The sequence below is a fragment of the Cecembia rubra genome (assembly GCF_003014575.1).
Taxonomy (GTDB): Bacteria; Bacteroidota; Bacteroidia; order Cytophagales; family Cyclobacteriaceae; genus Cecembia_A; species Cecembia_A rubra.
Map to the genome: position 1 here is coordinate 66,840 of NZ_PYGF01000016.1, position 7,041 is coordinate 73,880.

5 protein-coding genes are annotated in these 7,041 nt (G+C 32.6%); 2 read left to right on the forward strand and 3 right to left on the reverse strand.

The genetic code is table 11. The annotated features are described in order from the left end of the window. Nucleotide 1: 1 nt before the first annotated feature. A complete protein-coding gene (locus CLV48_RS19095) occupies nucleotides 2–1,327 on the forward strand; it encodes a PSP1 domain-containing protein (RefSeq protein WP_281261115.1) in 1,326 nt (441 codons plus the stop codon). Between the two features lie 3 nt (nucleotides 1,328–1,330). Further along, complete coding sequence (locus CLV48_RS19100) at nucleotides 1,331–1,789, forward strand: gliding motility lipoprotein GldH (RefSeq protein WP_106568894.1); 459 nt, start codon at nucleotides 1,331–1,333, stop codon at nucleotides 1,787–1,789. Between the two features lie 530 nt (nucleotides 1,790–2,319). Here the strand turns inward: CLV48_RS19100 and CLV48_RS19105 are convergent. Genes CLV48_RS19105 through CLV48_RS19115 form a run of 3 tightly spaced genes read right to left on the reverse strand, consistent with a single transcriptional unit; the run spans nucleotide 2,320 to nucleotide 5,733 of the window. Continuing rightward, the gene (locus tag CLV48_RS19105; RefSeq protein ID WP_106568895.1) at nucleotides 2,320–3,288 is read right to left on the reverse strand and encodes a WaaS/CpsH family glycosyltransferase; all 969 of its coding nucleotides are present in this window, start codon (nucleotides 3,286–3,288) and stop codon (nucleotides 2,320–2,322) included. Nucleotides 3,289–3,309: 21 nt separating this feature from the next. Beyond that, entirely contained in the window at nucleotides 3,310–4,449 is a 1,140-nt protein-coding gene (locus CLV48_RS19110) for an NAD-dependent epimerase/dehydratase family protein (RefSeq protein WP_106568896.1), read from the reverse strand. 24 nt (nucleotides 4,450–4,473) lie between these two features. Then, nucleotides 4,474–5,733: a glycosyltransferase family 4 protein gene (locus tag CLV48_RS19115; protein WP_106568897.1), complete on the reverse strand. Its 1,260-nt coding sequence runs from the start codon at nucleotides 5,731–5,733 to the stop codon at nucleotides 4,474–4,476. Nucleotides 5,734–7,041: the final 1,308 nt, after the last annotated feature.

The following is a 7,041-nucleotide window of genomic DNA, read 5'->3' on the forward strand; positions in this document are numbered from 1 at the left end:
AATGAATAGCTTTGATTGGCTATCCCATATGGGGATACCAACAATAGATAAATTTGATTTAGTTGAAGTAAAATTTAAAGGTGGAAGAAAGGAATATTACAGGAATGTTGACCACCTACATTTGACTACAGGTGATCCCGTTGTGGTAGACGTACCCAATGGTCACCATATAGGTTATGTATCTTTACAAGGAGAATTGGTAAGGCTTCAAATGCAAAAAAGGAAAATCAAGAATGATGATAACATCCTTAGGATTTACCGTGTTGCCAATCAAAAAGATCTTGAAAAATGGGAAGAAGCTAAAAACAGAGAAATCCCAACTCTCTACAGAACGAAACAAATTGTTGAAGAACTCAAATTGGAAATGAAGCTTTCCGATATTGAGTACCAGGCAGATAATTCCAAGGCAACTTTTTATTACTCAGCAGATGACAGAGTAGATTTTAGAGAACTGATCAAAATCCTAGCCTCTGAATTCAAAATCAGAGTAGAAATGCGGCAGATTAGTTTAAGACAAGAGGCCGGCAGGCTTGGAGGTATAGGTATTTGTGGAAGGGAACTTTGCTGCTCTACTTGGATCCACGATTTTAAGAGTGTTTCCACTGCGGCAGCCAGATACCAAAATCTTTCACTTAATCCAAGCAAGCTTTCGGGGCAATGTGGCCGGCTCAAGTGCTGTCTGAATTATGAACTGGATACCTACATGGCCGCATTGGAAGATGTACCTACTGTAGAAAAGCCATTACAAACTGAAGCTGGACCTGCTAAACTCCAGAAAACGGATATTTTCCGCAAACTCATGTGGTTCAGTTACAACAATGAAAACAATTGGTATTCCATTTCCTGTGAAAGGGTTAGGGAAATCCAGGAAATGAATGAAAATGGAATTGTCCCCTTTGATCTTCACAATAACAAAACCAAAGGAATTGATGACGATGTGCTACAGTCCAATCTGGAACTGGAAAGACTGGATAAAAAATTTAGTACTAAAAAGAAAAAGAAGAAGAAGAAAAAACCGAATACCGGAACCCAGGAAACTTCATCACAGAGAATTACCAAGCCTGAAATAAAGACAGCTGAAAATAGAGAAATAAGCAAACCTGCTCAGGAAGGAGATAAAAACAAAGCTAAAAAGCAGAGACCCGAAAGGAAAAACTTTGGAAATAAGTCAACCGGTACAGAATCTTCCACTTTAAGTGGAAAGAACTTACCAAAAAGAGAAAATCAAAATGCCGAAGCCAAAGAATCTCAAGAAAACAAGCCCAAAAACAAAGGAAAAAGAAGGTTCCCTCCAAAAAACAAAGGCGACCAAAATAAAGGTGAGTGAACAATGAGAATAGCCCTAAACCTTACCGGACTTTTGATTGTCCTACTGCTGTTTTTCCAATGTTCCGGAAACAGGGAGTTCGAACAATACCTTGGCATGGAAAATATTTCATGGGGTCTTCAGGACACCATTTCATTTACAATGACACATCCATTACCAGAAGGTGTTACGATTTTGGCTGTTAAATACAATAATGACTATCCATATAGGAACCTTTATATCAGATATGTTCTTAAGGATAGTACTGACCATATCTTCGAATCTCAATTGATCAATATACCATTATTTGAAAACACTAGCGGAAAACCATTAGGTAAAGGATATGGAAGTACGTATACCAGGTACGATACCCTTCCCCTGACTTCGAAGGTTCCTTACAGCAAAATTGAGTTTCTCCATTATATGAGGCTTGAAGAACTCAAAGGCATCGAAGCTATAGGATTAAAGCGGGTGAATAATTAATCTTCACAAACGTCTTCTTTAAACAAAGCGTCCTTTAGGTGTATCCAACTCAAATGTTTGTAATTTTCTTTTTATAACAACGCTTTTCACTACAGGTACTTTATCAATTATCTTATTTGATTCTGGTTTTATAAACCAAATATCATTGATGAAATTATTTGTAAAATTATTCCGTGATACTTTTGCAAGTGTAACTTCTCTCTTACCCTGCTGTTAAGTCAACAAATAATAATAATAATGAATTCTCATGCCTTCATTGTTAACTTTTAATTCTGTTCCTCGATAGTTAAAGATTACTGGAATTGTACTTTCAAGCCAATTTGAAGAAAACATTGTAAGCACCCCCAAAAATCGGAAAGTTTAAAAACAGAAAGAATTCTTGAATTAAAACTGTATGAAAAAGACTAGGTTATACAATTAAAAAAATGTTTGCAAGGTTGATTACTTACACAGAATACCTTGGTTATAGGTAATTATACTTTTTTTCAGCAGGCATCTATTATGATTTTTGGTTGCAAGATTTTAGAATGCTACGAAATTAATTTTTTGATGAAGTGATCAATCGTTCTACTGTGTTTTTCAGGAATATAATTTTCAATTCTTTTGAATTCTTCTTGAAGAAAAACAGGATTGGAATTTGGTTCAAAAATAATAGTATTTGAATTATTGAAATACTTATAACGAGACACATAAGTATTATTTGTGATTATTTTCGTTTGAGCATCTAACGCCTCAAAGCATCTTATAGTTATTCCGGATTGCTCTGGATGAGCATAATCCAAAGTAAAGTTTGATTCTCTTAGAACTCGCATATACTCACTGTAAGGAAGAGATTTAAAAGAAATGTTTTTAAAATATTTTAAATAAAGGATTGGACTTTTGATAAAGTTTAAGATAAATGTAAAATAATTCTGCTCAAATATGTAAATAAACTTCCTCTCAATCTGGAGGTTAGAAAATACTTTATCAATATAATTCAACCTTTCTGAATGGTTTCTTACTATTGCAGAAATTTGATAGGAAAACTTTTTTTCAATATTGTTCTCTGAAAGCGAGGAAAAAAGTTCTACAATAGGTAACTCAAATTTCTCACTGTCTCGGTAATCAAAAGTATAAAATGTGTCAACATATTTAAACCATTTAATAGGGGCGCTAAGATATTTGAAAGAATCAAAACTAAATCCAACAATTTTGGCTGAAACCTTTCGCATTTCTTGAATTAGTTCAGGGCTGATTCCTCTACCCTTAATAATCAAAACTAAATCATAACTCTTGCCATCAAGGAATTTCTCTTTAATTTCAATTAGTGTCAATTTCAATAAATGGGGAATTCTCAATTTACCCATTATTTTGCCTAATGTGCTTTCTGGATATTCGTCATTACATACAGTTACTTGAAAACCATTTTCATACAATGCTTTTTTAAAATATTCTGAATAATGATAAAACGACTTTGGGAAAACCAATAAACAATTTTTTGGGTTATTGGACTTTTTCATAATAACTTGACAACACTTGGTTTATTTATACAACCCTCTACTTTTCATTTCTTCAATCGATACATGGTATTTATCCTCCTTAATTTCTTGGTCTTCTACCCAAGCACAAAAGTTTGATATCCCATTTAAAAATGAATACCGTGGAGAAAAACCTAACAACCTATTGATTTTTGTAAGATCAGCATAATTGTGGCGGATATCCCCAATCCTATAATTCCCGGTAATATTAATATCAATTCTCGATTTATAGTTCTTTTTTAATTCATTGGCAACGGTCAAAACATCGATTGGCTTATCCGCTCCCACATTAAATACTTCAAAATTAGCTTCATTTTTTGTAAGACCTAGAATAGTCGCATCAACAATATCATCTATATATACAAAATCCCTGCTTTCTTTTCCATCTTCAAAAATATTGATATTTCTATTATTTTTGATCAGGGTACTGAATATTGATAAAATCCCTGTATAAGGATTTGATAAAGATTGACCAGGCCCATAAACGTTTTGATACCTAAAAGCAACTGAAGGAATGCCAAGTGATTTGCCAACAGTCAGAACCATTTGTTCTTGGACTTGTTTTGTAATTCCATATATTGAACTTGGATGAATTTTGGAGTTCTCATCTGTTGGAACCAACTCTAATTCATTTTTGCAGATTGGACACTTACATTCAAAATCACCTCTACTCATATCCGCATCACTTCTGCCTTCTGGATAAACGAATCCATGCGTTTGACAATGGTATTTTCCTTCTCCGTATATAGCCCTAGAAGAAGCCACGATTATTTTTTTAACACTATGCTCTGAATTGGTGAGCAAATCCAATAACAATGCAGTACCGCTGATATTAACATCAACATATTTTTGGATTTCATACATAGATTGCCCAGTTCCAGTCTCAGCTGCAAGATGCACAACAGCATCTTGGCCTGCAAGTGCTTTTATCCAATCGTTCTTTTCAGTAACAGAACCCTTTATAAATTTAGCCCCCCCATTGATTATTGTATTGAAAGTTGCTGAATCTTTTTCAGGATTAGTCCCATGAATTTGTGTGGACAAATTATCCAAAATAGTAACATTATATCCTTGATTTATCAATTTCAAACTCAAATTTGAACCTATAAATCCAGCTCCACCAGTAATTAAAATATTTTTCATAATTAACAATAATATCTAATCAATTCATTTAAGTGTGTCCCAATTTGCTGTTTTGAATTTTCCATTCCATTTCCTTAGCAAAAAATAATTTAATAATGATAACCTGTTATTTTTTTTCAGTTTTAACTCACTAACTGCTTTAAGTAACTGGTCTCCCAAATTTCTATAATTATACTTTTTAACTGATGAAAAAGCACTTTTCGACATTCTAATTTTTTCAGTCTCGCTCAATCCAATATATTTCAAAATTGCTTCAGTCATCTGTTCAGGTTGGTTTGGATCAAATGAGTATCCATTAACTCCATCTTTAAGCAAAGTATACCCGGCATTAACTCGGTTACTCAATAAAACAGGTAAACCTGCTGACATAGCTTCATTCACTACTAATCCCCACCCTTCCAAAAAACTAGGTAAAATAAAAGCCTCGGAAATGGCCAGTATTTTAGCAATTACACGCCTATTTTGATTTCCTAAAAACTTTACTCTTTCTAATTCTAATTTAATTTTTATTGTCAGAAGATTCTCATATTCAGGCCCATCTCCTATAATTATTAATTGATAATCCGGATTAACCTGCTCAATGACCTTCCATGAAGTAAGCAAAGCCTCTAAATTTTTTATTTTCACCAATCTACCAACAAAAACAATTTTTTTGGAACTACTAAATTGTTTTTTTTTTGAATGGAAGTAATCGTTATCTATACAATTCAAGCCATAGTAGAGTTTGGTTTTTGCAATATTCCATTTTTCATATTCAGAATCATATTCCTCAGATGGGACTAAAATACCATGAGCTAATTTGATCAAAGAGATCTTAATGTAATTCACTAAAAAATTCCTGTTATAATGTGAATGTTTTGAGTCATCAAAAATAATTATTTTTTTCCCTCTTTTATAAGCCCATTGCATACCAATAGCACCTGATGTAAATGGTATTGGTCCAGCAATCAAAATATCTGGATTAATCTCATCCAGTTTATCCATAATTTTCTTTTTAACTTCAATGGTTGTGAGGTCTTTAAAACTTTCAGTTTCAAAGAGACAATCCCACCAATCATCTTGCCTCGCCTTCTGATCGAATGAATACGGAGATTCATTGCCAAATATTTCTATTACATGAACCTGAATATTCTTTCTTTTAAAAAAATCATATAAATAATAAAGTCTACCTCTCCAATAAACTTTAAAATCATTATGCAGAAAGCCTAACTTCATATTTAAATTTAAAATTGAACTTATAACAATAAATAGAAATGAAAACTTTAAAAACATTAATCCAGCCATCAAAAATAAACTTTTGATAGCTTAAAACTAAATCAAATTTAAATTTTAGATTTTTTGATAATTTCAATAAATGATTTCTTATCTTATTCTTACGACCCTAATTTAACAAGTATTTTTGAACAGCTGAAAAAAATAATTCTATCAAAAAAAATTTCTTCTTTATATCTTCTACTCAGCATTAAGGCAGATTTAACGACTAAGTTTAATGATAACCATCTATCCAAATATAAGTTTTATTGGGTTGATTGAAGCTCTTGCTCATGAAAAAAACAGTATAAATAAATGTTCAGAATTATTGAAATTTTTCTGAATGTGGCAAGCAACATTCAGAATACTGTATAATTGAAATTAACGGTTACTTTGGTTAAATTCCAAGTATTTTATTGATGGTTTTCTATATGGAATCAAGTCCTCAAAAGACTAATTTGAGATTCTAAAAATTTCACAAGATTCTAAACTTCACACTGCCTTTGTGTTATCCTACATTTTTCAAAAAAACTTTGATTTTCAAGAACAGGATGGCCCATTATTTCTGTGATAATGTTTTAAATAGATCAACATATTAGTGATATTATCCAAAGAATAAGTATCAGGAATTATCCTGAAAAGCACATAGTAAGGGATAACTTCCCGAAGTATTCATCAATCACTTCCCGTATGATATCAACAACACAAATAAACTTTTTATGCCTGCCTGTTGCGGACAGTTATTCCACCTGGCACGAATCCTACTCAGCGTTTCCGAAATGTTTCAAACTGTTCTGGGAAAGCTATGAATGGATATTAGAAAATCAGCCATTCGGTTCCAGAAGCTTCATGAGAAACAGAAGCCTTAGTTAAAAGTATATTGAACAGAATTCCGAAATAAATAGCCCAATTAAGATAAAAGTGGAGAACTGTGTTAACGAATTTGATTCAACAAATTAAAAAATATGTATATCCGCAATTAGACTAGTAACCAAATTAAATTGGGTCTTGAATCAACCTGATATTAATAGAAATTGGATCCGACTCGGCGGACAAGTTATTCATTGATATTGGTTTGAAATCGTAGGTTTATTCTATTGTGATGATTCTACTGGCAAGAAAGCGGACAATCATGTTAAAAAATTTTGATTCAAAGGGACTATGACAAAAACTGTGTAAGTTGGTTTCACTACTTACGAAGTTAAAGTTATACCTCGAAATTCTCTGTGTGATTTAGAAGAAATCGCACGGGGAATTTGAGGAACCCGCGGTAGGCGAATACCCGATCTGTGTGCAGACAATTTCTTACCTTTAACACACAGATTGCAAAAATGAAAAAAG

What these genes read in the sequence shown, in the direction of transcription:
- CLV48_RS19095 (WP_281261115.1), top strand. Translation starts at nt 2, where the DNA reads ATGAATAGCTTTGATTGGCTATCCCATATGGGGATACCAACAATAGAT.
- CLV48_RS19100 (WP_106568894.1), top strand. Translation starts at nt 1,331, where the DNA reads ATGAGAATAGCCCTAAACCTTACCGGACTTTTGATTGTCCTACTGCTG.
- CLV48_RS19105 (WP_106568895.1), bottom strand. Translation starts at nt 3,288, where the DNA reads ATGAAAAAGTCCAATAACCCAAAAAATTGTTTATTGGTTTTCCCAAAG.
- CLV48_RS19110 (WP_106568896.1), bottom strand. Translation starts at nt 4,449, where the DNA reads ATGAAAAATATTTTAATTACTGGTGGAGCTGGATTTATAGGTTCAAAT.
- CLV48_RS19115 (WP_106568897.1), bottom strand. Translation starts at nt 5,733, where the DNA reads ATGGCTGGATTAATGTTTTTAAAGTTTTCATTTCTATTTATTGTTATA.